The sequence below is a fragment of the Paraburkholderia kirstenboschensis genome, from assembly GCF_904848585.1.
Lineage (GTDB): Bacteria > Pseudomonadota > Gammaproteobacteria > Burkholderiales > Burkholderiaceae > Paraburkholderia > Paraburkholderia kirstenboschensis.
This window is the reverse complement of sequence record NZ_CAJHCR010000034.1, coordinates 1-23,185: the sequence shown is the minus strand read 5'-3', so window position 1 is coordinate 23,185 and position 23,185 is coordinate 1. Positions and strand designations below refer to the sequence as shown.

22 protein-coding genes are annotated in these 23,185 nt (G+C 61.3%); 13 read left to right on the top strand and 9 right to left on the bottom strand.

Annotated features, from left to right (window positions below):
• Window positions 1-73: 73 nt before the first annotated feature.
• Entirely contained in the window at window positions 74-1,075 is a 1,002-nt protein-coding gene (ltrA, locus tag JMY24_RS36780; RefSeq protein WP_459564432.1) for a group II intron reverse transcriptase/maturase, read from the bottom strand.
• A 588-nt stretch (window positions 1,076-1,663) separates the two neighbouring features.
• Here ltrA and JMY24_RS39060 point away from each other — a divergent pair.
• Window positions 1,664-2,119 (top strand): hypothetical protein, encoded by a 456-nt coding sequence (locus JMY24_RS39060; protein WP_236597746.1) that lies wholly within the window; start codon window positions 1,664-1,666, stop codon window positions 2,117-2,119.
• 582 nt (window positions 2,120-2,701) lie between these two features.
• Here the strand turns inward: JMY24_RS39060 and JMY24_RS36770 are convergent.
• The 5 genes from JMY24_RS36770 to glnT form a co-directional block, all read right to left on the bottom strand.
• Window positions 2,702-4,093 carry an ammonium transporter gene (locus tag JMY24_RS36770; RefSeq protein WP_128598337.1) on the bottom strand — a complete coding sequence of 464 codons (1,392 nt, stop codon included), beginning with the start codon at window positions 4,091-4,093 and terminating at the stop codon, window positions 2,702-2,704.
• 257 nt (window positions 4,094-4,350) lie between these two features.
• The gene (locus JMY24_RS36765) at window positions 4,351-5,712 is read right to left on the bottom strand and encodes an FMN-binding glutamate synthase family protein (RefSeq protein WP_128598338.1); all 1,362 of its coding nucleotides are present in this window, start codon (window positions 5,710-5,712) and stop codon (window positions 4,351-4,353) included.
• A 49-nt stretch (window positions 5,713-5,761) separates the two neighbouring features.
• On the bottom strand, window positions 5,762-6,451 hold the full coding sequence (locus JMY24_RS36760) for a GltB/FmdC/FwdC-like GXGXG domain-containing protein (RefSeq protein WP_128598339.1): 690 nt from the start codon (window positions 6,449-6,451) through the stop codon (window positions 5,762-5,764).
• Window positions 6,439-7,347: a class II glutamine amidotransferase gene (locus tag JMY24_RS36755; protein ID WP_128598340.1), complete on the bottom strand. Its 909-nt coding sequence runs from the start codon at window positions 7,345-7,347 to the stop codon at window positions 6,439-6,441. The genes JMY24_RS36760 and JMY24_RS36755 overlap by 13 nt, the downstream gene beginning before the upstream one ends.
• A 12-nt stretch (window positions 7,348-7,359) precedes the next feature.
• Entirely contained in the window at window positions 7,360-8,748 is a 1,389-nt protein-coding gene (gene glnT / locus JMY24_RS36750) for a type III glutamate--ammonia ligase (protein WP_236597745.1), read from the bottom strand.
• Window positions 8,749-8,938: 190 nt separating this feature from the next.
• On the opposite strand from glnT, the gene JMY24_RS36745 reads away from it, so the two are divergent.
• Window positions 8,939-9,541, top strand: a complete 603-nt coding sequence (locus JMY24_RS36745; protein ID WP_128598341.1) for a helix-turn-helix domain-containing protein — start codon at window positions 8,939-8,941, stop codon at window positions 9,539-9,541.
• 232 nt (window positions 9,542-9,773) lie between these two features.
• Here JMY24_RS36745 and hutG read toward each other — a convergent pair whose 3' ends face one another.
• Window positions 9,774-10,568, bottom strand: a complete 795-nt coding sequence (gene hutG / locus JMY24_RS36740) for an N-formylglutamate deformylase (RefSeq protein ID WP_128598342.1) — start codon at window positions 10,566-10,568, stop codon at window positions 9,774-9,776.
• 24 nt (window positions 10,569-10,592) lie between these two features.
• Entirely contained in the window at window positions 10,593-11,558 is a 966-nt protein-coding gene (locus JMY24_RS36735) for a LysR family transcriptional regulator (protein WP_201703981.1), read from the bottom strand.
• Between the two features lie 202 nt (window positions 11,559-11,760).
• On the opposite strand from JMY24_RS36735, the gene JMY24_RS36730 reads away from it, so the two are divergent.
• The 5 genes from JMY24_RS36730 to JMY24_RS36710 are packed head-to-tail and all read left to right on the top strand — an operon-like array spanning window position 11,761 to window position 17,026.
• Complete coding sequence (locus JMY24_RS36730; RefSeq protein WP_128598343.1) at window positions 11,761-12,948, top strand: NAD(P)/FAD-dependent oxidoreductase; 1,188 nt, start codon at window positions 11,761-11,763, stop codon at window positions 12,946-12,948.
• 22 nt (window positions 12,949-12,970) lie between these two features.
• Window positions 12,971-13,744, top strand: a complete 774-nt coding sequence (locus JMY24_RS36725) for an electron transfer flavoprotein subunit beta/FixA family protein (RefSeq protein ID WP_128598347.1) — start codon at window positions 12,971-12,973, stop codon at window positions 13,742-13,744.
• On the top strand, window positions 13,741-14,673 hold the full coding sequence (locus tag JMY24_RS36720; RefSeq protein ID WP_128598344.1) for an electron transfer flavoprotein subunit alpha/FixB family protein: 933 nt from the start codon (window positions 13,741-13,743) through the stop codon (window positions 14,671-14,673). The genes JMY24_RS36725 and JMY24_RS36720 overlap by 4 nt, the downstream gene beginning before the upstream one ends.
• The gene (locus tag JMY24_RS36715) at window positions 14,673-15,347 is read left to right on the top strand and encodes a HutD/Ves family protein (protein WP_128598345.1); all 675 of its coding nucleotides are present in this window, start codon (window positions 14,673-14,675) and stop codon (window positions 15,345-15,347) included. The genes JMY24_RS36720 and JMY24_RS36715 overlap by 1 nt, the downstream gene beginning before the upstream one ends.
• A gap of 11 nt (window positions 15,348-15,358) precedes the next feature.
• On the top strand, window positions 15,359-17,026 hold the full coding sequence (locus JMY24_RS36710; protein ID WP_201703979.1) for an electron transfer flavoprotein-ubiquinone oxidoreductase: 1,668 nt from the start codon (window positions 15,359-15,361) through the stop codon (window positions 17,024-17,026).
• 239 nt (window positions 17,027-17,265) lie between these two features.
• Here the strand turns inward: JMY24_RS36710 and JMY24_RS36705 are convergent, their stop codons facing one another.
• Window positions 17,266-17,559 (bottom strand): DUF1330 domain-containing protein, encoded by a 294-nt coding sequence (locus JMY24_RS36705; protein ID WP_128598348.1) that lies wholly within the window; start codon window positions 17,557-17,559, stop codon window positions 17,266-17,268.
• 250 nt (window positions 17,560-17,809) lie between these two features.
• On the opposite strand from JMY24_RS36705, the gene JMY24_RS36700 reads away from it, so the two are divergent.
• From JMY24_RS36700 to JMY24_RS36675, 6 genes are all read left to right on the top strand, one after another.
• Window positions 17,810-18,412 carry an amino acid synthesis family protein gene (locus JMY24_RS36700; RefSeq protein WP_102633966.1) on the top strand — a complete coding sequence of 201 codons (603 nt, stop codon included), beginning with the start codon at window positions 17,810-17,812 and terminating at the stop codon, window positions 18,410-18,412.
• A complete protein-coding gene (locus JMY24_RS36695) occupies window positions 18,381-19,199 on the top strand; it encodes an alpha/beta fold hydrolase (protein ID WP_128598350.1) in 819 nt (272 codons plus the stop codon). Before JMY24_RS36700 ends, JMY24_RS36695 begins: the two co-directional genes overlap by 32 nt.
• Before the next feature lies 1 nt (window position 19,200).
• Window positions 19,201-20,124: a flavin reductase gene (locus JMY24_RS36690; RefSeq protein ID WP_128598349.1), complete on the top strand. Its 924-nt coding sequence runs from the start codon at window positions 19,201-19,203 to the stop codon at window positions 20,122-20,124.
• 11 nt (window positions 20,125-20,135) lie between these two features.
• Window positions 20,136-21,173, top strand: a complete 1,038-nt coding sequence (locus JMY24_RS36685; RefSeq protein WP_201703977.1) for an LLM class flavin-dependent oxidoreductase — start codon at window positions 20,136-20,138, stop codon at window positions 21,171-21,173.
• Between the two features lie 12 nt (window positions 21,174-21,185).
• Window positions 21,186-22,655 (top strand): aldehyde dehydrogenase, encoded by a 1,470-nt coding sequence (locus tag JMY24_RS36680; protein ID WP_201703975.1) that lies wholly within the window; start codon window positions 21,186-21,188, stop codon window positions 22,653-22,655.
• A gap of 103 nt (window positions 22,656-22,758) precedes the next feature.
• Entirely contained in the window at window positions 22,759-23,178 is a 420-nt protein-coding gene (locus tag JMY24_RS36675) for a cytosine permease (protein ID WP_236597743.1), read from the top strand.
• Window positions 23,179-23,185: the final 7 nt, after the last annotated feature.

The following is a 23,185-nucleotide window of genomic DNA, read 5'->3' as shown; positions in this document are numbered from 1 at the left end:
ATATCCCGCCCGCCGAAGCTGAGGCAAACTACTATCGGCAACTTGAAACAGCTGCCGCAGAACCCGCATCAACTTAAACCAACCAGCCTCCACGATTCCCGGGACGGTTCAGTGACCGCCCGCAGATAAAGATGAACCCCAGAAAGGTGAAGGTCTCCGGCCGGCCAAGACCTCGCCGCTTGCGCCTGACCGCAGCACCGCGACCGAACTCCAGCAGCCTTGTCTTGTCCGGATGTAGCGCAAGCGAGAACTCTTCCAACCTCGTTCGCATCGCGTCCCAGAAGCGCCGCGCGTCAGCTTCGTGCTCGAAGCCGACCACGATATCATCCGCGTACCGCGTGATGATTACGTTGCCTTTGGCTTCGCGCCGTCGCCATCGTTGGGCCCACAGATCAAAGACGTAGTGCAAGTACACATTCGCGAACAGAGGCGATGCTACGGAGCCTTGCGGTGTACCTGTTTCACCGACGCTTAGTTTCCCATCTTCCAGAACACCCGCCTTGAGCCATTTGCGAACAAGGCGGATGATGCGCTGGTCGCCGATCCGGTGCTCCAGAAATCGGACCAACCATTCCTGGCTCAGTCCGTCAAAGAAGTTCCGTATATCTGCGTCCAGTATCCAGTTCACTGGGGTGCGATCGATAGCGGTCGACAACGCATCCATCGCATCATGCTGACTGCGCCCGGGCCGAAACCCATACGAGAAGCCTAGAAAGTCTTCTTCGTAGATAGCGTTGAGTACTTCCACCACCGCGCGCTGGGCGACCTTGTCTTCCAGCGCAGCAATGCCCAGCGGACGCTGTTTCCCATCCGGCTTGGGTATGTACTGCCGCCGAACGGGCAGTGCCCGGTACGCTCCACTTTGTACTTGCGCGTGCAGACGCTGAAGGTTGTCCTCCAGATTTGCTTCGAAGTACCGCCATGTCATACCGTCCACTCCTGGAGCCGCATTGCGCTTGAGCGCATGGAACGACTCTCGAAGCCGGTCGATGGTGACGTGGTGCAGCAGAGCGGTGAACCGCTCCTTCTTCCGCTGCCTTGCAGCTTGCCGTACACGTTCCAGCCCCTGTGGCACGCTTGCCCGGTCCTGCGCCCGGCGCGTGTTGGGCGGACCCGTGTTCCCCGTGGTCCCCGCCCTTCGCTCCACCCACTCCGCAGCCGAATTTCCGGCGTTGTTCGCAGGGTTCATCGCTAATATGGCGGAGTCTGACTTCTCCCGTCCGTTCATCATCGGCTACGGCTCCTCGCCTTCCCGATGCGGACCTGTCCTTGCTGCGACAGGCCAGACTGGAGATCTCCCGGTTCCCAAACAAGGAGCGTGCGTGTGTGCCAGGGTCTTCGACCACGCCGAGTCGAACGGAGTGCTCGCAATATCGCGCTCCGTCGTGTTGCCTTCCGCCTTGTCAACGGCGTCGGCACTCAGAATAAGTAAACTATCGCGGCTCAATGGCTGGCCCGCACGTACCCCTGTCAACGCTTCGCCGCATGTCTCACGACATACTGCGCATGACTCGGGGACAACGTGGTTTGCTAGACCTTCGTTGTAAGAGACTTGCACTCTTTACTCCTTGCCGGTCTCCCGGCGCACTGACAACTTTCCTTCGTTCTACGACGGCCGCGAAAAAAAAACGGGGACAACCTCGGCTACAGCGGGCACAAGCATATGAAGGGCGACAAGGTGGTGGCCTTTTGCGATCGGCGCTGTAACCTGATCGCGCCATTTATATCCGCGCCGGGTAACCGAAACGAATCGCCGCTGTTGCGCACCGCTTTGTCCGGACTTATCCGGATGGCCCATGCCTTCGGGATGGACCTGCAAGGCGCAACCGTCAGCCTGGACGGCGTCTACGACTGCCGGGCCAACCGCAAGGCGATCTTCAACCGGGGCATGATCCCCAATATCCCCGAGAATGTTCGCGGCCGCAAGACGGCGAAGCGCGGTCGCAAGCGCCGCTTCGATCCGGCGATCTTTGAAGAGCGCTTTCGCACCATTGAGCGCATGTTCGCCTGGGAGAATAAATTCCGCCGTCTGCTGCTGCGCTTCGAATGCATCAGTGATGTGCACTACGCCTTCAAGACGCTCGCCTATACGATGACCAACCCGCGCCACTACTGCTGAGCGTCAGGCCAGGGCATGCAGTTCATTGATGGCGCGGCGCGCCACGAACGGGCACGTCATTTCAATTTGCATTCCTGACGATATTGCTCTGCTGATCAACCCGATAATCGCCATTTCCCGCAACTATCCATCCTGCTTCGCAGGCCCCTCATTATTATCGCCATTCGGGAAGCCGAACAGTCACGAAACTAGCAACCAGTTCTAGTACAACCACACTGCGTAACCAATCACGTCGGGCGGGAATCGATAGCGGGCATAGGAAATGGTGTCGGTGGCAGGTGCGTCGTGCTGCAGGGTGACTCGTTTCATATCGGAGATTGTCGCCGGATCTCCGTCAACCTGCCAACAACGTGACAGTACCGGCGCATTTCCTCAAGCGTGTTATGAGCCAATGCCCGGCCATCTCTCTTTATGAAATGCTCCGACGAGTCCCAAGATACCCCAGCATAGGATATTCGTCGGCAAACTTCCTGACTCATCAGTAATGCGCCTGAACCGCCGCCGGTCGAGTTGCGCGCGCTGGATCAAACCCCGGGCAGACACCCACATGCGAACACAGCGGCCTCACCGTTGGAGCGCTGTTCACGAGTGGTACGCGTTCTCGCCGTGCGTGCTGAGATCGAGTCCTTCGCGCTCGCGGTCCTGCTCGACACGCAATCCAATCGTCATATCGACGAGCTTGAACGCGACGAACGACACGACTGCCGACCATACCAGCGACGTCCCCACGCCCCAGCATTGCGCAATCAGCTGATCGGCCATGTTGTAGTCGCCGACCTTGTTCGCGACGTAATCGTAGACGCCCGTGCCGCCGAGCCGCGGCGACGCGAACACGCCCGTCAGCAATGCGCCGATGATGCCACCCAAGCAATGCACGCCGAACACGTCGAGCGAATCGTCGACGCCGAGCATACGCTTGAGCCCATTCACGCCCCAATAACAGACGACACCCGCGACTAAGCCCATCACAATCGAGCCCATCGGTCCGACGAAACCGCACGCCGGCGTGATGACCACGAGGCCGGCAATCGCGCCGGAGATTGCGCCGAGCATCGAAGGCTTGCGCTTGAACGTCCATTCGGCGCAGGTCCACGAGACGGTTGCCGCGCATGTCGCGAGCAGCGTCGTGATGAACGCCAGCGTAGCCGTGCCGCTAGCTTCGAGGTTCGAGCCGACATTGAAACCAAACCAGCCGACCCATAACAGCGATCCGCCCACCATCGTCATCGTCAGATTATGTGGCGCCATCGTTTCGCGACCGAAGCCGACGCGCTTGCCGATCATCACGGCGCCGACCAGTGCCGCGATCCCCGCGTTGATGTGCACCACCGTGCCGCCTGCGAAGTCGATTGCGCCCTTCTGGAACAGGAAGCCTGCGGTCGCGGTGGCCTTGTCGCCGGCAGCCACGCTCGTGTAGGCGTCCGGCCCCGGCCAGTACCAGACCATGTGCGCGATCGGCAGATACGAGAACGTGAACCACAGCACCATGAATATCAGCACCGCCGAAAACTTCGCACGCTCGGCAATGCCGCCGACGATCAGCGCGGGTGTGATCGCCGCGAAGGTCAACTGAAACGACACATAGATGAACTCAGGAATCACGACGCCCTTGCTGAACGTCGACGCCGTCGAATCCGGCGTGATGCCGGCGAGGAACATCTTGCTCAAGCCGCCGAAGAACGCGTTGCCATCGGTGAACGCGATACTGTAGCCGTACACGGCCCACAACACGCCAAGCAGACAGAACACCACCAGCGTCTGCATCAAAACGGAGAGCATGTTTTTGGCGCGCACCATGCCGCCATAAAAGAGGCCAAGGCCGGGCGCGGCCATCATCACGACGAGCAGCGTCGCGACGATCATCCACGCGGTATCGCCTTTATTCGGCACGGGCGCGGCGGTATTTTGCGCGAATACCGGCGCGGCGAGCGCGAGCATCATGAATATCGCGAATGGTTGAATCAGTCTTTTCATTGCGCAATCCTGTAGAAAACGTCGAAGCGTCCGTGCGTCCCATGCGCAAGGAAACCGTGACCATTAAATGTGTGTAAGACAGAATGCAATGGCGACTGCTGCGCCGGATCTAAACCGGCGTTGATGCGGGACTTCATCGAACGGACCGTCATGACGCTCCTCGGCGCCCGCGCGTGACATCGTCTGAAATCACGCGCGGCGGCCTTGGATCGATGAACGTTAGCAATGCAAAATCACGCTGGCAATACCAGGCAAAATCAAAAATGATTACCCGGAATCCACGACGTGCCAGCGAGCGGAATGCGCGCCATTGCAGCCGCCTCCACCGTCAACGCAACGAGGTCCTCCGGCTCCAGGTGATGCACGTTCTGCTTGCCGCAGGCACGTGCGATCGTCGTCAGTTCCATGTTCAGCGTCTTCAGATAGTTACGCACGCGGCGGGAGCCCTCTTCCGCCTGCACACGCTGCTCGAGAACGGCGTCCTGCGTCGTCACGCCGACCGGGCACTTGCCGGTGTGGCAGTGATGACAGAACCCCGGCGACGTGCCGAGCGCGGCATAGTCCGAAGTCGCCGAATGCAGCGCGCCGTTCTGGAAGTACGTATCGCTATTGCAGCCGAGCGCCATCAACATGCCCTGACCGATCGCGACCGCATCGGCACCCATGGCGAGCGCCTTGGCCACGTCCGCGCCGGAGCGAATGCCGCCCGACACGATCAACTGCACCGTGCCCTTCATGTTCAGGTCTTCGAGCGCATCCACGGCCTGACGAACCGCGGCCAGCGTCGGAATACCCACGTTCTCGATAAAACATGTCTGGGTGGCGGCGGTGCCGCCCTGCATGCCGTCGATCACTACAACATCCGCGCCAGCATGCACGGCCAGCTTGACGTCGTTGAACGTGCGCGTCGCGCCGACTTTCACGTAGATCGGTTTTTCCCAATCGGTGATTTCGCGCAACTCCTGGATCTTGATCGCCAGATCGTCCGGTCCGGTCCAGTCCGGATGACGGCTCGCCGAGCGTTGATCGACGCCCGCGGGCAGCGTGCGCATCGAGGCCACGCGCGGATTCACTTTCTGCCCGAGCAGCATGCCGCCGCCGCCCGGCTTCGCGCCTTGTCCAATCACGACTTCGATCGCATCGGCACGGCGCACGTCGTCGGGATTCCAGCCGTAGCGCGACGGCAGGCACTGATACACCAGCGTCTTCGACGAGCGGCGCTCTTCCTGCGTCATGCCGCCATCGCCGGTCGTGGTGGACGTGCCCATCGCGGTGGCGGCCTGGCCGAGCGCTTCCTTCACGTTCGCCGACAGCGCGCCGAAGCTCATGCCCGCAATCGTGATCGGAATGTCGAGCACGACCGGCTTCTTTGCGAAGCGCGTGCCGAGCACCGTTTGCGTCGTGCATTTTTCACGATACCCTTCGAGCGGATAGCGCGAGAGCGACGCGCCGAGAAACAGCAGATCGTCGAAATGCGGCACGCGGCGTTTCGCTCCGAGACCGCGAATTTCATAGAGTCCGCGCTGCGCGGCGGTGTGGATGTAGTCAATTGTCTTGCGGTCGTAGCCTTGCGACTCTTCCTGCTGCAAGCGGGCGAAATGGATGGGTTTGGCTTCCATGGAAATCTTCTCTGTGAACTGGTTGTTCGGTTGCAGCTGCAGGCAGCGCTCAATACTCCTGGTCCGCGTCAGCGTTCCAGTGGTAGAGCGTGCGGGCCGATGCAATGCGCTTGAACGAGTGCGGGTCGTGACCGAGACCCGCGGCGTCGAGCAATGCGCTGACCGCCGTCACGTCCGCTTCGGTCATCGGTTCGTACTGCGCATCCGCGCCGAGCGACTTCACCTCGCCGCGCACATACAGCACGGCTTCATACAGCGAGTCGCCCAGTGCGTCGCCCGCATCGCCGCAGATCACCATGCGGCCGGCCTGCGCCATGAAGGCGGAGAAACTGCCCACCGAGCCGCCGACCACGATATCGCCGCCCTTGAGCGAAATCCCGCAGCGCAAGCCCGCATCACCGTCGATCACGAGCAGACCGCCATGTGCGGAAGCTCCCGCGCCGTTCGATGCAAAGCCCTTCACGTGGACCTTGCCGCTCATCATGTTTTCCGCGACACCGGTGCCGGCGCTGCCTTCCACGATGATCGTCGCGAGCTGGTTCATGCCGCCCACGTAATAACCGGCGTGTCCTTGCACCGTGACCGTCACGTGCGCGTTGACGCCCACCGCGATGTTGTGCGCGCCGTTCGGCGACGTGATATCCACCTTGACGCCTTCGAGCGCTTCTTTCTCGCCATGCAGATACTGGTTCAGCGCGCGTACCGACGACCCTGCAAGGTCAAACGTCATGCTTTCCATACATACATCTCCTCGGGTGCGGGTTCGAATACCTTGGCGTTCCTGATGTCCGGCAAGTGCGCAAGCGAGCGAAACTCGGAGGCGATCGCCACGTAGTCGTCGTTTTCCGCGACCACTGCGGGTTTGCACGCGAACGGATCGCGGATCAGCGCGAGTTCGGTCGAGGTGCCCATCAGGAACGTGTAGAAGCCGTCGAGTTCTTCGAAGCCCTTCTGCAACGCGACCGGCAGTTCATCCCCTTCACGCAGCCGCCACTCGAGAAAGCGGCACGCGGCTTCGGTGTCGTTGTCCGTCTCGAAGCGGATACCTTGCGGCTCCAGCTTGCGGCGCACGCCATGCGCGTTCGACAGCGAGCCGTTATGCACGAGGCAGAAGTCTTCGCCGGCCGTGAACGGGTGCGCGCGATCGGGCGTGACCGCCGATTCGGTCGCCATCCGCGTATGGCCGACAAGATGCGAGCCTGTGAGCTTCGAGAAGTCGTAACGTTGCGCGACCTCGGCAGGCGAGCCGATGTCCTTGTACAGATCGATCGAGCGCCCGGTGGATAACAGGAACAGCTTCGGGAAATGCTCGGCGAGCCACGCCTTGACTGTTTCGACCTTGCCGTTCACGGTCAGCACCGCGTGATTGCTCTTCGTCTCCACACGCGCATTCACGTCGATCGCACCGTTGAGCGCATCGAGCAACGCGTTCCAGTCGAAGTCGTTTCCCGCGTCAGTAAAGCCCGCATACAGGCTCAGCTTGCGCTGGCTTTCTCCGACCGCGCTGCCGAACACGGCGAGTCCGGCCGAGTCCGGGCCGCGCTCGGTCATGCCGATCAGCATCGGCACCATCAATTGACCAAGTTGCGCGCGCAGTGCCGGCGTCTTGACCAGCAAGCCTACAATTCCACACATAGTCGTACCCCCTTAGAAAAATTCCAGATAGCTTTTCATTTCCCAGTCTGAGACATGGCGCATGTATTCGAGCCATTCCATTCGTTTGAGCTTGATGAATTCATCGGCAACCGGGCCGAGTGCGTCGCAGATCAGCCGGTCGCTTTCGAGTGCGTCGAGCGCCTGTTCGAGGTTCTGCGGCAGGATGCCGATCTGCTGCTCGCGCAACTTCGCAGGCGACCAGTCGTAGAGGTTTTCGTTGGCCGGCGCGCCCGGTGACAATTCACGTTCAACGCCGTCGAGACCCGCGGCGATCACGGCGGCCGTCGCGAGATACGGATTGCATGCGCCGTCGGGCAGACGCAGTTCGATGCGCTCGCCTGGCATGCGCACCATCGTCGAGCGGTTGTTATCGCCATAGCTGATGTAGGCCGGCGCCCACGTGGCGCCCGTTAGCGAGCGGCCCACCACGAGGCGCTTGTAGGAGTTGACGGTCGGGTTGCAAAGTGCGGCGAGTGCGGGCGCGTGCGCGAGCAGTCCCGCCGTGAATTGATAGCCGAGCGTGGACAGTCCCATGCCAAGTTTGTCACTTTTGTCCGAGAACAGATTGCATTCGCCGTCGCCGATCGACATGTGCATGTGCATGCCGTTGCCCGGCCGGTTCGCGAACGGTTTGGGCATGAACGAGCAGATCATGCCTAACTCGTTTGCGATCTCGGAGGCGGCCATCTTGAAGAACACGTAGTGATCACACGAAGTCAGGCAATCGGTATACGTGTAGTTGATTTCGAACTGGCCGTTCGCGTCTTCGTGATCGATCTGATAGACGTCGATGCCGACCGAGCGCATCGATTCGGTGAGCCTTTCCAGGAAGACCCGCGTACGCGACAGTCCCTTGTAGTCGTAGCACGGCTTGGCGAGCGTATCGCTCGGGTCGCACGGTTCGATCGCGCCCGTCACCGAGCGCTTGAGCAGCGAGAACTCCGGCTCCAGTCCGGTGAAAAGCGTCCAGCCGCGTTGTGTCATGCGCGCGACCTGCTTCTTCAGCGTGACGCGCGAGTCGTATGCCCACGGCTGCCCGTCGACGTGGCCGTCGCAGACGATTCGCGCGAGACCGTCCTGCCAAGGCACCGGCGTGAGCGTCGACAGATCGCCCACCGCCATGTAGTCCGGACCGTTCGGCTCGATGCCCACGCCCCAGATCGCGAAGCCCGCAAAGCCGGCGCCCGCCTTCAGCACACCCTTGAGATGCGCGACCGGGACCGACTTGGCCTTCGCGACCCCGTGAATATCCACGAATTGCGCCAGCACGTATTTCACGCCGCGTTGCGTGAGATAGTCTTGGGCCTCTTCAGCCGAGCCAAAGCGGGGCACGCTACCCAACTCGTTGACCGGCAGCTTGCTCGCATCGTTCAGGTTCATCGTCACTCCTTGCACCACCATCGCTGGCTGATTGGCGAGTCATGCCCCATTGCACGACCCCACTGCGAGCCTGTTCGCAGCATCAATACAAATTTAATACTGTGCAACAATAGTTCCCAACAAGAAACATTCAGGGCGCAATGCGGCCTTTCTTATCTGCTACCCTCACGCCTTTCAACGAGGTTCAACCATGCAAAACGGCGAAGACAGCAAAAACTCGCTCGAACGCTATCTGGGTGCCACGATCCGCGAACTTCGCCAGCGCCACGGGCTGACCATCGCCCAGGTGTCGGAGCAGGCCGGGATCAGCCGCGGCATGCTCTCGAAGATCGAGAACGCCCAGACTTCCACCGGGCTCGACGTGCTCAACCGGATCGCCAATGCGCTCGGTGTGTCGATGTCCACCCTGTTCCGCCGCTTCGACGTTCCTGAAGGCGGCGCCCAACTCGTGAAGAGGGGCGAAGGCATGGAGGTGGTCCGTACAGGCACCAAACGCGGCCACACCTATCACCTGCTTGCCTACGACCAGGGCCCCAAAAAACTGTTCGAGCCGTTCCTGATCACGATGGACGACGAATCGGAAACCTTCCCCGTCTTCGAACACCAGGGCACCGAGTTCATCCACATGCTCAAGGGTGTCATCGAGTACCGGCACGGCCAGCAAACGTACATCCTGCATCCCGGCGACACCCTCACCTTCCAGGCCGACGTGCCCCACGGTCCCGAGCGGCTGATCAAAATGCCGATTCAGTTCCTGTCCATCTTCGTGTACGGCGAAGGTGACCGGGACTGATGCGCCTTCATTCACCGCTACCTCTTATGCAACCTCCATGCCATGATTACCAAGAGGAACATAAGATTCATGATGGGAAACACCTTGGGCGAACCGACCGCATGGAACGGGTGACTTCCGCGGATCCTCACCGCATCAAAGCAGTGCGGTTTACCGACCTGCGCGGTGCCTCGCTGCACAGGAACGGCACCTCGGGTTCAGATACATCAACAGCATGACTTATACAAAGTGGTCACAGGTGCTCGAGCGCATTCAGCGCGCCGCCTACCATGCGTTGCAGCGTCGGTTGAAGCGCCGCGGCGCGTGCGTCGTGATAGGAGAACGGCGCGTCTTCGTTCATGGAGATGCACTGACACATTTCAAGCTGAACCGCGTGGATACCGCGCTCGGGTTCGCCATGGTGACGCGTGATGTAACCACCCTTGAAGCGGCCGTTCGCGACCCACGTATAGGCGCTGTCCGCAGCGGCTCGTTCGGCTGCGTTTTGCACGAGCGCGTTTGCGGTGCGGCCGTCTTGCGTCCCGAGATTGAGATCCGGCAACTTCGCGTCGAAAAGGTGCGGCAGTACGCTCGCGATCGAATGTGCTTCCCATAACAGTACATTCGGATGCCGCTGGCGCAGCCTCGCCAACTCCGCTTGCAATGCCGTGTGGTATGGCTGCCAATAGGCAGCCACGCGGCGTTGCTTCTCCGCCTGATCGGGTTCCTGGCCGGGCCGGTAAACCGCTTCGCCCCGAAACGTCTCCGTCGGACAGAGGCCCGTCGTCGTTTGGCCGGGGTACAGACTCTCGTCGTTCGGCGGCCGGTTCAGGTCGATCACGTAGCGCGAGAGTCGCGCACCCAGCAAGGTCGCGCCCAGCGCTTTCGCAAAGTCGTAGAGACGGTCGAGATGCCAGTCAGTGTCCGCCACACTCAGTGCCACCTCCGAATACCCATGCTTCAACGACGACGGAATCTCCATGCCGAGATGCGGGATCGAAATCAGCAATGGCGCATCGCCGATATGCAGCTTGTAAAGCTCACTCATCGTTGACCCCTTTGAATTTATTTCTCAGCGCAGCGCGCCATCGGGCAAATGCGGCAATACGCGGGCCAGCGCCGGCCGGATACTGTGATCGAGCACGCCACGCGTGAGTGTGATGATCTCCGACGCGAAATCGTCCCATTCACCCTGACGATGCAGCAGAAAAAAATCACGACGCCCAAGCCGGCTATCGGGCAACGGCAATACGACAATGTCGTCGAGATAATGACGCGCCTGCCACAAACAGAGCGGCGTCGAAATGGCGAATCCGAGCCCTGCGGCCACGAGACTCAATAGCGGATCGGTCGCGTCGAATTCATAGCGCCGCGCGCTCTCTATGCCAAGATGCCGCGCGAACCGCTCAACCTGCTGGCCGATCACGGAACGCGCCGTATAGCGGATCAGCGGCAATTCCAGTGCGAGCGTGCGCCAGTCGACGTTCTTGCCCTGATCGAGATAACGTCGCGCCACGACGGCCACGAAGGCTTCCGAAAACAGCGGGACTTCGACAATCCGTGCGTCGCTCAATAACGTCTGCGTGCAGATCGCCACGTCCAGTTCACGGTCGTGCAACTGCTTGCTGAGGCCCGGCGTCAGACCAGACCAGAGCGAAATCTGCCGCGCCGAGCCCGATACCGCCCGGATCAGTTCGGGCCCCACGGTGGCCGCGAACGAATCCACGCAACCGAGCCGCACCGGCAGCTTGCCTGCATGCGACGCATCGCCGACGCGCGCGCTCACCATCTGCGCATGTTCGATCAACGGACCGGCCAGTTCCAGCAATGCGCGTCCAGCGATATTGGGGCGTGGCGGCCGGCTTTCGCGATCGAACAGATCGACGCCTTGATCGCGCTCCAGCGCGCTAATGGCCTGGCTGATCGCGCTCTGGCTTACGCCCAACTGCTTCGCCGCGCCCGTCATGGACCCCGCCTCGCAGACTGCGATGAAAGCCTGCAACGCGCGCAGGTCGATGGGAGGTTGGGTTCGTCGCATGAAAACTCCGCTGGTTATCGCGTCTGGCGCCTTTCGCCTTCTTGCCCTCTTTTGTCACGGAAGAGCATGCATGATGCTTTTTTTCTGCCGGCACTTGCCGACCATGAGCAATCCACGGTCTGCACCATAAGTTTGCCTAATACAAAAGTCCCGTGGGGTTCGGTTGCCTAGAATCGGCTCCATCTTCAACGCAGAGGTTCACATGAGCCATTACGATTTTGTTGTGATCGGAGCCGGTGTGATCGGAGCCTCGGTAGCCCATCATCTGGCCGCGCTCGGCGCGAAAAGCGTGCTTGTGCTCGAACGCAGCACCATTGGCGCGGGCACGACGTCACAGTCGTCCGGTCTGTTGCGCACCCATTATTCGGTGAAACAGAACGTCGAACTGGCTCGCTCGTCGTGGTGGGCTTTCAACAATTTCGCCGAATATGTTGGCGACGACGAAGCGTCGTGCGGTCTCGTCAAATGCGGCTACATGATTTCCGCACCGGACGGCGGCAAGATCGATCCGCTGCGCGCGTCGTTGACCGCACAGCAGGACATGGGTATCGAGGTCCAACTGCTGGACCAGGCCGAGGCGCGCGAACGCCTGCCGATCGCGCAATTCGACGACGCCGCGTTGATCGGCTATGAGCCGGAAGCGGGCTTCGCCGACGCGTATCTGGTTGCGACCAGCTTCGCTCGAGCGGCGCGCCGGCAAGGCGTCAAGATCATGGAGGGCGTGAGCGTCACCGGCGTAGTACGCGAAGGCCGCAAGGTGGTTGGGGTTCAGACGTCGGCGGGCTCGTTCAGTTGCGGCGCGCTGATCAGCACGCAGAACATCTGGACGCCGGAGATGGCCGCGTGGATGGACGTCGAATTGCCGGTCAAGCCTGAACGTCATACGGTGCTTGCACTGGAATGCGACGCAGCCGCCTATTCGTTCAAGATGCCCGCGTTCAAGGATCTTGGCTCCGCCGGGATGCTTTACTACCGCAGCTATGGCGGCAGCCAGATGCTCGTGTCCGAAGGCGTGGTCGGCGAAACGTTGAATGCGCCGGAGACCGAGCAAGGCGATATCTCGCTCGATTACGTCGGAGAAGTCGGAGCGCAAGTCGCCGAACGCTTTCCCGCTTATGAGACCGCAGGTCTGGCGTCGTCATGGACGGGTGTGTACGACGTCACGCCCGACTGGAATCCGGTGCTCGGCTCAGTTGGCGATATCGAAGGACTGGTGGTGGGATTCGGTTTCTCGGGACACGGTTTCAAGCTGTCGCCGGGGGTCGGTAAGATTCTCGCGCAGCATGCGCTCGGACTGCCCACTGACGTTTCGCTGGACCCCTATGCGTTGAGCCGGTTCGCGAGCGGCGCGCTGCTGGTCGGCAAATACGGCTCGGGCGCCGTGTCCTGATCCGGAGCCTATCCACATGACCATTCGAATTCTCGTTCCCGTCAAACGGGTCGTCGATGCCAACGTGCGCGTGCGGGTCAGCACGAGCGGCGCGATCGACACAACCGGTTTGAAGATGTCGCTCAACCCCTTCGACGAATGCGCGGTCGAAAAGGCGCTGCAACTGAGGGAGGCAGGCGTGGCCTCCCAGGTAACGGTGGTGACGTGCGGCCAGTCCACCAGCCAGGACGTGTTGCGCACCGCCCTCGCGATGGGCGCCGACGACGCCGTGCTGATCGACACTGGCGCCGCCAGCGCCACCGTGGACTCGCTGGCCGTCGCGCGCTCGCTGCGCGCGTACATGGCAACGAGCGACTTCGGCCTCGTCCTATGCGGCAAGCAGGCAATCGACAACGACATTGGCGGCGTCGCCGCCATGCTCGCGGCGTTGCTTGGCTGGTCCCAGGCGCTGAACGCAAGCGCGTTGTCCGCACGCGACGCTCACTGGCAGGTGACGTGTGGCGATGACGGCGGCACATCCGTGTGGGAACTGGACGGTCCGAGCGTTATCAGCGCGGACTTGCGTCTGGCCGAGCCGCGTCGCGTCACGCTGCCGAGCATCGTCAAGGCGAAGCAGAAACCGCTTGTGACGATCGACGGCGCATCGCTCGGCGTCGATCTGACGCCGAGCACGACGATCGTCGAACTGCGAGACCCGCCTGTGCGCGCGGGCGGCATCAAGGTCGCGAATACCGTCGCGCTGCTGGATGCGCTCGCCGCACAGCGTCCGTTGGACAACCTGGGAGCACCGGTATGAGAAGCCTCGTGGTAGGGGAATGGGAGCATGGCGAGCTCGCGGAATCGACGCGGCGCGCCGTCACTGCGGCGTTGCAACGTGGTTTGCCGGTCGACGTCCTGGTACCGGCAGCAGGCGCCCACGCTGCGGCCAGCATCACCGGCGTGGAGCGCGTGCTCGCCATCACGGGCGATGTGGCTCATGTTCAGGTGCCCGAAACGCTCGGCATGCAGCTTCAGGCCGTCTCTCACGATTACACGCTGATCGTCGCGAGTCACCGCAATCTCGGCCGCAGTGCGTTGCCGCGTGCCGCTGCGCTAACCGATGGCGCGTTTCTCGCGGACGTGACCGGCATCGACGCGCAAGGCCGCTTCACGCGAGGTCTTTATGCGGGCAGCGTCATCGCCAAAGTATCGGTCACAGCGCGCGTGACGTTTGCCACGGTACGAACCTCATCTTTCGTTGCGGCGCGGGCATCGGGCGGTGCCGCCGCGATTGTCGAAACGGAACCGGTCGCCGCGTTCAAGAAAACGAAGCTACTGGAGCGCCAGGCATCCGGACAATCCGGACGCGATCTGAGCACGGCACGTGTCGTCATCTCGGGCGGCCGCGGACTGGCATCGAAAGACAACATGGTCCGTCTCGGCGAGTTCGCCGATCGCATGGGTGCCGCACTCGGCGCATCGCGAGCCGCCGTGGATGCGGGTTATGCGCCGAACGCCACGCAAGTGGGACAGACCGGCAAAACCGTCGCACCCGAGGTGTACTTCGCATTCGGCATTTCCGGCGCGATCCAGCATCTGGCCGGCATGAAGGATTCGAAGGTGATTGTCGCCGTCAACAAGGATCCGGACGCGCCGATTTTTTCGGTGGCGGATTACGGCATCGTCGGCGATCTGTTCGATGTATTAAGTGAACTCGAAGCCCACGCCGGCGCAGGGGCAGCGTGATGGAACTCGACCTTCCGAACCCCATCTCGCGCTATAGCGGCGAAGCGCTGGGTCATCTGAAAACGCATCGTGCCGACGACAACCTGCCGTCGGTCCGCTTTCTCGACTGCACGTCGGTCTCGCCCGAACCATGGGTCAACGGCGGCGGTACGACCCGCACCCTCGCTCGTGGTGCGAATCCGGCGGGCGTAGCCGACTGGCGTGTGAGTCTGGCGGACCTTAAGGGCGCCGCGCGGTTTTCGCAATTCCCCGGCTTCGAACGCACGCTGCTGCTGATCGACGACGACACAGTCGATCTGCATTCGCAGGATGGCCAGTTGCTCGCGCGAACCGGCCAGCCTGTGCAGTTCTCCGGCGACCTGCATGTATGGGTCAGCTTGCCGACGAAGCCCGTTCAGGTACTCAACGTGATGGCCCGGCGCGAAGCCTGCCGCACGCAAGTCAGTGTAGCGACGAACGCGCTGCGGATCACGCCAGCAAGCGTGCAACTGTTGATCAGTCTCTCCGGACAATGGAGCCTGTCGAGTGAGTTGCTGAAGAACGTCACGCTGTCGCCGATGCACGGCATCTGGATCGAAGGCCGAAGCGAGGAGCTGGATCTGCATCATGTCGGCCCCGGCGCAAAGCTGGTGTCGATTGCGATCGAACCGAACGTCCGGACGCCCGCGCAATAAGGCATTCGACCATGCACAACCTCATTGAGCAGTACGGTCCTCGCGAGTCGATGGAATATGACGTCGTCATCGTCGGCGGCGGCCCTGCGGGCCTGTCGGCGGCCATTCGCCTGAAGCAGCGCGCCGCCGAACGAGGCGCTGACATTGGCGTGTGCGTCCTCGAAAAAGGCTCAGAGATCGGGGCCCATATTCTGTCGGGCGCGGTGATGGACCCGCGCGCGCTGACCGAGCTGATCCCGGACTGGAAGGAAAAAGGCGCGCCGCTGACGGTCGACGTGACCGAAGACCGCTTCCTGTTCCTGTCGGAGACGGGCGCGAAGAGCGTGCCGACCTGGGCGCTGCCGGACAATTTCAAGAACCACGGCAACTACGTGATCAGCCTCGCGAACGTGACGCGCTGGCTGGGTCAGCAGGCCGAGGCGCTCGGCGTCGAGCTATTCTCGGGCTTTCCGGCGGCCGAAGTGCTGTACAACGACGACGGCTCGGTCAAGGGCGTCGCGACCGGCAACCTCGGCATCGGCAAGGATGGCGAACCGACCGGGAACTTCCAGCTCGGCATGGAGCTGCACGCGAAGTACACGCTGTTCTGCGAAGGCGCGCGCGGCCACCTCGGCCGCCAGCTGAACGAGAAGTTCAAGCTGCGCGACGGCGTCGATCCGCAGGTGTACGGCATCGGTATCAAGGAGCTGTGGGAGATCGATCCCGCCAGGCACAAGCCGGGTCTGGTGATGCACACGGCCGGCTGGCCGCTCGAAAACGGCACCTACGGCGGCTCGTTCCTCTACCACATGGACAACAACCAGGTCGTGGTCGGCTTCGTGGTCGGCCTCGGCTATTCGAATCCGTATCTGTCGCCGTTCGAGGAATTCCAGCGCTACAAGACGCATCCGGCGATCCGCGCGATTCTCGAAGGCGGCAAGCGCGTGTCCTACGGCGCGCGCGCGATCACCGCGGGCGGCCTGATGTCGTTGCCGAAGCTGGTGTTCCCGGGCGGTGCACTGGTAGGCGACGACGCGGGCTTCCTGAACGCGTCGCGCATCAAGGGGTCGCACGCCGCGATCAAGACCGGCATGCTCGCCGCCGATGCCGCGTTTGACGCCGTCCAGGCCGGCCGTCAGGCCGACGAACTGAGCGCCTACCCGGAAACCTTCAAGACGTCGTGGCTGTACACCGAACTGTATCGCGCGCGTAACTTCAAGCAGTGGATGAGCAAGGGTCTCTACCTTGGCACGCTGATGGTCGGTCTCGAGCAGAAGCTGCTCGGCGGCAACGTGCCGTGGACGCTGCACCACCAGCATTCCGATCACGAGATGCTGAAGCCGGCTTCGCAGTGCAAGCCGATCACGTATCCGAAGCCGGACGGCAAGCTGACGTTCGACCGGCTCTCCTCGGTGTTCATCTCGAACACGAACCACGAAGAAAACCAGCCGGCGCACCTGACGCTGAAAGATCCGACGGTGCCGGTGAACGTGAACTGGCAGACCTACGCGGGGCCGGAGGCGCGTTATTGCCCCGCTGCAGTGTACGAGTTCGTGAAGAACGACGATGGCAGCGAGCGGCTCGTCATCAATGCGCAGAACTGCGTGCACTGCAAGACCTGCGACATCAAGGACCCGACACAGAATATCGTGTGGGTCGTGCCGGAAGGTGGCGGCGGCCCCAATTATTCGAACATGTGACCATGTCAAATTAGAAAGCGGCTTCAACTTTGAAGCCGCTTTCTCTCAAATACTGACGAATCAAGCAAGCATTTGCCACCAACCATGGCACGGGGCCCTTTTCAACGTATTACAAAGAAACGAGAGTAAGCGGTTCGCGCCGACGGTCGCAGGCAGTGACTGACATAAACATCAAAGCAGCCTCTTGAACGGCACTAGACCTTCATGATCTCGCTTGCGCAATACGGACCTCCGCAAGCCTATCCGCCGTCTAAGCCCTCGACAATCGACACTTGCGCGATGCAGTGTCCGTCTCGCGCCTGCTTGGCCGACTGATATTCGGGTGAACTGTAGCAATCCAGCGCTGTTTGCATGTCGCTGAACTGGATAACCACGTGGCGCTCGAACGACTCCCCTTCGAGCACTTTCGACGCGCCTCCACGCGCCAGGAAAACCGCCCCGAATTTCTTGAATGCCAGCGGTGCGATGTCAGTGTAATCCTTGTATTTCACAGGGTTGAGCACGGTGACATGAGCGATCCAGTATGCAGTCATCTTTCCTCCTTTCCACCCTCAAAGATCTATTAGCCATTACCGCCTGATACGCCGACGTCGAATTTCCGGCTCCTTCGCGCGACGCTCGTCAGCGCACATTGACCCTCGCACGAGTGCATTTCATGTCCTGAGCGCGGGCGACGCCATTTTCTGGGCCGCCATCCGTGCGCTAGGGTTAACACTCATGGTACGCCGTACTATGGCATACCACAATACTTTACATCAACAACTGACCTTGGGACACCTTGCCATGAGCCTGATTCGCAAATCTATTCTCCATGTCGAGACGGTCTTCGTGGATGGCGACAAAGCCGCCGCGAAGCCGCTGAAGATGATCGGCGCGGCGGCCGTCATCAAAAACCCGTGGGCAGGCCGAGGCTATGTCGAAGATCTGTCGTCCGAGATTCGCGCAATCGCGCCGCAACTCAGCGAGCACCTCACGAAGCTCATCCTTGACGAGGCGGGGTCAGGCGAAGCGGTCGAGGCGTTCGGCAAGAGCGCGATTGTCGGCCTCGACGGTGAGCTCGAGCATGCGTCCGCGCTGATCCACACGCTGCACTTCGGCAACATCTATCGCACGGCCGTCGGCGCCAAGTCGTATCTGGCTTTCAACAACACGCGCGGCCCGGCAAATGCGCCGCTGCTGATCCCGATGATGGACAAGAACGACGAAGGCCGCCGTTCGCATTACCTGACGCTACAGTTCGCGATCGCCGATGCGCCGGCGCCGGACGAACTGGTTATCGCAATTGGCGGCGCGACCGGCGGCCGTCCGCATCACCGCATTGGCGATCGTTACAAAGATCTCGCAGAACTCGGAAATGACCTCAACAATCCTGCATCTGTCAAGTAATCGCGTCGCGCACTATCTCGAGCAGGGAACTGGGGAGCCACTGGTCCTGATTCATGGGGTGGGCATGCAGGCGCGTGCGTGGCACCCGCAGATCGACGATCTGTCGGCCGAATTCAGGGTGATTTCGGTCGATATGCCCGGGCACGGCACGAGCACCGCGCTGGACGTGAATGCCGGATTGCAGCAATTCGTGAATTGGGCCATCGAATTCATCGAAGCACTGGACGCAGGCCCCGTCAATCTGGCGGGTCATTCGATGGGTTCATTGATTGCCGCGGGCGTGGCCGTCACACGGCCCGATCTGGTCAGGCGCGTAGCAGTTCTGAACGGCGTGTATCGTCGAACACCGGAGGCCCGCGACGCCGTGCTGCAACGCGCGGCCGAACTTCGATCGGGAACCATTGACGTCGAGACACCGCTCAGGCGCTGGTTCAACGCCGGGGAAGCGCAGCGCATCGCGGCGCAAATGGTCGAGTCCTGGCTGAAATCCGTCGATCTGGCAGGTTACGCCACGGCCTATACGGCCTTCGCGAGTGGCGATGAAGTGTACGCCGACGGCTGGCATACGATTGCCTGCCCTGCTCTCGTGCTCACCGGTTCGGATGATGCGAATTCGACGCCGGAGATGGCAGAACAGATGGCCAGTGCCGCCCACAACGGTCGTGCCGTCGTAATCCGCAACGAGCGCCATATGGTGAACCTGACCGCCCCCGAGGAAGTCAATCGCGCCCTGCGCGCCTGGCTGCAGACCGAGCATCTCGCCGAAACGTTGAAATCGGAAGTGTGATATGACCCAAGAGACCGCCAGAATCAATCCTCGTGAACTGCGCGATGCATTCGGCGCCTTCATGACAGGCGTCACGATTGTGACGACGGCAGGAGACGACGGCAAGCCGCTCGGCTTTACCGCAAACTCGTTCTCGTCAGTTTCGTTGGACCCGGCGTTGCTGCTCGTGAGCATCGCAAAGACGTCGAGCAACTACCAGACGTTTTCCACGACGGGACACTTCGCCATCAACATTCTCGCGGAAGGCCAGAAGGATTTGTCGAATACCTTCGCGCGGCCCAGCGACGATCGCTTCGCCGACGTGAACTGGCATCTGAGCGCGAACAACAACCCGCTCATCGGCGACGTCAGTGCGTGGTTCGACTGCACAACGCACACGGTGATCGATGCGGGCGACCACGCGCTCATCGTCGGCAAGGTCGAGGCATTCCACTCTGCTGGCTACGCGGGCCTCGGCTATTACCGCGGCGGCTATTTCACGCCCGCCAAGGTATCGGCCGAAGTGATCGCCGGCCCGAAAGTCATCGTGAGCGCGATCATCGCGCGGGACGACAAGGTGCTGCTCACGCGGGACGCGGACAACAGATGGCGTCTGCCTTCGAAAGAAATCGGCAAGGAAGGCGCCGACAAGGCACTCGCCGAGATCTTCGCGAAGTACCAGCCGGACGCATCGGCAAGCTTCATCTATTCGGCGTACAACAACACCGAAACCCACTACCAGTACATCTCGTTTCTCTGCAGCGCGCCGGATGAGGCCGCTGTTGCGGGCGAATTCGTGAGTCTCGACGAGATCGGCTCGAATCAGTTCCAGGACGCCGCCGTCGCCAGCATGCTCGAACGCTACCGCAAGGAAAGCCAGTTGAAGAGCTACGGCATGTACTACGGCGACCATAGCCAGGGCACCGTCCGCCCGCTTCTTTCCTGAAAGGTTACCCCATGCGTTTTTCACTTTTCGTGCACATGGAGCGCGTCTCCGACCAGACCAGTCAGAAACAGCTTTATGACGAGATGGTCGAGCTTTGTCAGATCGCGGACCGGGGCGGCATGCACGCCGTCTGGACCGGCGAGCACCATGGCATGGACTTCACGATCGCGCCCAATCCGTTCCTCAACCTCGTGGATCTGGCCAACAAGACCCAGAACGTCAGGCTGGGCACCGGCACGGTCATCGCGCCATTCTGGCATCCGATCAAGCTTGCTGGCGAAGCGGCGATGACCGACATCATCACCAACGGCCGTCTGGAATTGGGCATCGCACGCGGCGCGTATTCGTTCGAATACGAACGTCTGCTGCCGGGCCTCGATGCATGGGGTGCCGGCCAGAGAATGCGCGAACTCATTCCGGCAGTGAAAAAACTGTGGGAAGGCGATTACGCGCACGAAGGCGAGTTCTGGAAATTCCCTTCGACAACTTCGTCTCCGCTACCGCTCCAGCAGCCGCACCCGCCACTCTGGGTAGCCGCCCGCGACCCGAACAGCCACGAGTTCGCCGTGGCGAACGGCTGCAACGTCCAGGTCACGCCGTTGCATATGGGCGACGAAGAAGTCGAGAAGCTCGCCGGCCATTTCAACGCGGCATGCGAGAAATTCAGCGACATGCCTCGCCCGCAGATCATGTTGCTGCGCCACACCTATGTCGCGAGCAACGAGGACGACGCGCAACTGGCGGCCGACGAAGTGAACGTCTTCTATAACTACTTCGGCGCATGGTTCAAGAACGAACGTCCGGTGAGCCGTGGCATGATCAAGTCGCTGAGCAAGGAAGAAATCGCCGCTCACCCGTTCTACACGCCGGAAGCCATGCGCAGGAACAACGTCATCGGTACGCCCGATGAGGTGATCGCGCGCCTGAAGGCATACGAAGCGCTCGGCTTCGACGAGTATTCCTTCTGGATCGACACCGGCATGAGCTTCGAGCGCAAGAAGGCGTCGCTCGAACGGATGATCAACGACGTGATGCCGGCCTTTCAGTGAGGGCGTAATTCCATGAGTTTTCATTTTCAGCTTTATATCGACGGCCAGTTCGAATCGGGCGCCGCGACGTTCGGAAGCGTGAACCCGGCTACGGGCGAAGTGTGGGCGCAGATGCCCGAGGCCAGGAACGACGAGGTCAACCGCGCCGTGGACGCCGCCAGCCGTGCGCTGACCGATCCTGCGTGGGCCGGCATCACCGCGTCGGCCAGAGGAAAACTGCTGTACAGGCTTGCCGAACTCCTCGAAAAGGCTGCGCCGCGACTCGCTGAAATTGAAACCAACGATACCGGCAAGATCATCCGCGAGACGTCCAGCCAGATCGCGTACGTGGCGGAGTACTACCGCTATTACGCGGGCATTGCCGACAAGCTCGAAGGCAGCCATATTCCCGTCGACAAGCCGGACATGCAGGTCTGGCTCGACCGCCAACCCGTTGGCGTGGTGGCCGCGATCGTTCCATGGAATAGCCAGTTGTTCCTCTCCGCAGTGAAGCTCGGGCCGGCGCTTGCCGCCGGCTGCACGGTGGTGCTCAAGGCATCCGAGGAAGCGCCCGGCCCGTTGCTCGAATTCGCCCGCGTGGTCCACGAAGCCGGGTTCCCTCCGGGTGTCGTCAACGTGGTCACGGGCTTTGGCGCGCAATGCGGCGCCGTGCTCAGCAGCCATCCGAAGGTGGACAAGGTGGCCTTCACGGGCGGCCCGGAAACGGCGAAGCATATCGTCGCGAACACGGCAAATAACCTCGCCAAGGTTTCGCTGGAGCTGGGCGGCAAATCGCCGTTCATCGTATTCGCTGACACCGACATTCAAAGCGCCGTGAATGCACAGGTCGCGGCCATTTTCGCTGCCAGCGGTCAGAGCTGTGTCGCGGGCTCGCGTCTGTTGATCGAAGCATCCGTCAAGGACCAGTTTCTTGCGTTGCTGGTCGAACGCGTCTCGCGCATTCTCGTCGGCTTGCCCAACGACATGGCAACGGAATACGGGCCGCTTTGCACCGAGCGGCAACTGCGTAATATCGAGTCGGTCGTTGCAAGCTCCGTGCGCCAGGGCGCCAAAGTGTTGACGGGGGGCAAGGCTATCGAGCGCGCCGGCTTCTACTACGCGCCCACGATTCTGGACTGTACCGGTGTCGCGAACGCGGACAGTATTACGACGGAACTCTTCGGGCCGGTGCTTTCGGTGGATACGTTCGCCACCGAACAGGAAGCAATCGAAAAGGCAAACAGCACAGCCTACGGTCTTGCAGCCGGCATCTTTACTACCAATCTCACGCGTGCCCATCGCGTTTCAAAGCGCGTTCGATCGGGCATCGTCTGGATCAACACGTATCGGGCGGTTTCGCCGCTCGTCCCATTCGGCGGCTTCGGACTGTCGGGGCATGGCCGTGAAGGCGGATTCGCCGCTGCGCTCGAATACACGACGACGAAATCCGTGTGGCTTCGCACCTCGGACGACCCGATCAGCGACCCGTTCGTGATGCGCTAGACGGGCGCGCTCCCCTGCCGTATCGATTCAAAGCCGTAAAGGCTGCGCTGTCGCCACACGCATTGCGTTCGTGGTCGGCGCAGTCTGGTATAAAAATGGAGACATGATGACAAACCCGGCGAACGATAACAGCGTTCTGACCATCGAAAGCAACTCGATCGAGTATGTTGCGCCGGAAAACCGGCACGGCAAACCGGTCGATCTCTTCACCTTGTGGTTCTGCACGAATGTCGCGCCGCTGGCCGTGATTTCCGGCGCTACCTCAGTGCTGATTTTCCACCTGGATCTGGTGAGCGCCATTCTTGCCATCGTCGTCGGGCAATTCTTCGGCGCGATTTTCCACGCCCTCACCTCCGCGCAGGGGCCGCTCGTCGGCGTGCCGCAGATGATTCAGAGCCGTGCGCAATTCGGCCGGTATGGGTCGAGGCTGTGTGGAAACCCGGAACGCAGATTTGACGTGAAAAAAATCTGTTTCGACGACTATATAGCCGCGTTGCGCTCTCGGAATCAATCGATCAACTGAGAGATGT